The sequence below is a fragment of the Mycobacterium sp. TH-M106 genome (assembly GCF_057473765.1).
Genome location: NZ_JBYCLE010000093.1, coordinates 1 through 1,878, shown reverse-complemented (window position 1 = coordinate 1,878; position 1,878 = coordinate 1). Strand labels below are relative to the sequence as shown.

Genomic DNA, 1,878 nt, shown 5'->3' with positions numbered 1-1,878 from the left:
CTCCCAGAAAAACACGAAAGGGGCTGAACGGTTTCGACTTCGCGCGTCGAATCAAGGGAAGCGTGCCGGTGCAGGCAGGAGACCACCGTAAGCGTCGCTGTAACCAAGTAAGCGCCAAAGTTGCACTTACTCCGGCCAAGATCGCTCGCCAGAGCGACTTCGCCCTCGCTGCCTAAGCGACGGCGGGCCTGTCAGACCGGGAAGGCCCTCGACCCGGACCCTGGCATCAGCTAGAGGGATCCACCGATGCGCTCGGTCGCGGGGCGCATCGGGACACCAACAGCGACTGGGATCGTCATCTCGGCTGGTTCGCGTGACCGGGAGATCCGAGCAGAGGCAGAGCGAACTGCGCACGGAGAAGCCTTGAGGGTACGCCGTAGGACCCGGGTTCGATTCCCGGCAGCTCCACCGAGACGGGCCCTGACCTGAAACACCAGGTCAGGGCCTTTATCTAGGCGGCACCGCTTCGAGTGTCCGCGTCCGGGGTCTCATTCAGGCAGCAGCGTCAGGGCGTCGACATGGCGTGGGCGAACGACGGTGAAATGGCGGCGATCAAGCGTTGCGACTTCCGTGACACCGAGCCGCTCGCAGGCTGCCACTACGGTCGCGTCCGTCGTGCCCAGCGGAAGGTTGGCGTAGGTCAGCACCAGTTCGGCGGTCCGGCGATAGTCGTCGTCGGTGAGCTCGACAGTCCGGAATGTACCGTCCGCCAGCGAATTCAGGAATTGGGCCTCAGTTCGTGAACCGCCGTCGCGCCTGAACGACCGGAAGTGATCGAACCGAACCACGGTGGTGGCCACGATGCAGCGGTCGACGCAGCCGTCAGGTTCTTCAACGCGCGCACCGCGTCGGGCACCTGATCGTCAGACAGGTGGTCGACCAGATGGTGCAGCGAGTCTCGCGCGGCGGTCATATCGACATGATATGGCCGATCGCCGACCGGAAGTCGACGGTTTCGCCCTTGAGCGCATCCTAGAATCCTGCGGCAGCCAAGGCGGCCACGGCCGGGGCCGTGCTCCCTGCTCTACGAGTTATTCGCACCGGGCGTACCGATAACCGTCGTGTCGTCCTTGTTTTCGCCGGTTGTCGCATAGACATCGGCCTCGCCGCCGTTACCGCCGGTGTGACCGGGCGGCGTTGACCCGAGCATATTCGCCGGACGTGGCCGGGCCGGCCATGCCCGCGTTGCTACCGGAACTGTTTGGCGGTCTCGTTCGGGTGACCTGTCGCGACGCGCACCAGGAACACGGTTCCCGCGGTGCGCTTGTCGGTGGCCCCGCCCACCGCGTACCAGATGCGGCCCCCACCGGTGACCTCGTACTGCCACCGGCCGAGCGTCACACCTTGGACCGTCACTGTGGCCAAGTCTCCTCTGAGCGGCTGGCAGCGGTCGCAGCGGTCCAGCGGCGTTTTGGTGAGGAAGTCCCAGGCTTCCACAGCGGCGTTACGGGCGGTGGCGAGCAGATCCGTCCACCCTTTCTCCGCTTCCCGCGTCGTATAGCGCAGCTCGTATTCAACCCTTTTGAGCGGCCGGGGAACCGGCTGTTGGCGCTTGGGCACGAATCAGTTAAGGGCGCGCGACCACCGTAAGGTCGGACAGCCAGGTGAGGTCGTTGTCATTGCGGGGCATGCCGGCGGCGTACGCCTGCGCGGTGGCCTGCCAGGAATGGAAGCTGTCCAAAAGACGGCGGTACTCGCCGAGTTCGGCCGCGCTCCACAGCAGGGACTCGATCTCTTCGGCGCACTGGTGCTGCTCGTCCGTGGAGAGCAGAGCGACCCAAGCGTTCAGCTCGCCCAAGGCGGCGATGATGTCCCCGCCGCACTTGACGGTTGCGCGCATGAGACGCGATGCCAGGGCGATACCCTCTTCATGGCGTT

The 1,878-nt window shown here is 65.2% G+C and carries 3 protein-coding genes and 1 other RNA gene; 1 reads left to right on the top strand and 3 read right to left on the bottom strand.

From position 1 onward, the window contains the following. The first annotated feature begins 19 nt into the window (after positions 1-19). Positions 20-411: a transfer-messenger RNA gene (gene ssrA / locus AC2VOP_RS03075) on the top strand. 77 nt (positions 412-488) lie between these two features. On the opposite strand, the gene AC2VOP_RS03070 is transcribed toward ssrA, so the two are convergent. The 3 genes from AC2VOP_RS03070 to AC2VOP_RS03060 all read right to left on the bottom strand — a co-directional run. Continuing rightward, on the bottom strand, positions 489-800 hold the full coding sequence (locus AC2VOP_RS03070; protein WP_486959607.1) for a PIN domain-containing protein: 312 nt from the start codon (positions 798-800) through the stop codon (positions 489-491). 388 nt (positions 801-1,188) lie between these two features. After that, positions 1,189-1,560: a hypothetical protein gene (locus AC2VOP_RS03065; RefSeq protein ID WP_486959606.1), complete on the bottom strand. Its 372-nt coding sequence runs from the start codon at positions 1,558-1,560 to the stop codon at positions 1,189-1,191. Between the two features lie 7 nt (positions 1,561-1,567). After that, a partial coding sequence (locus AC2VOP_RS03060; RefSeq protein ID WP_486959605.1) for a hypothetical protein occupies positions 1,568-1,878 on the bottom strand: 311 nt, incomplete at its 5' end.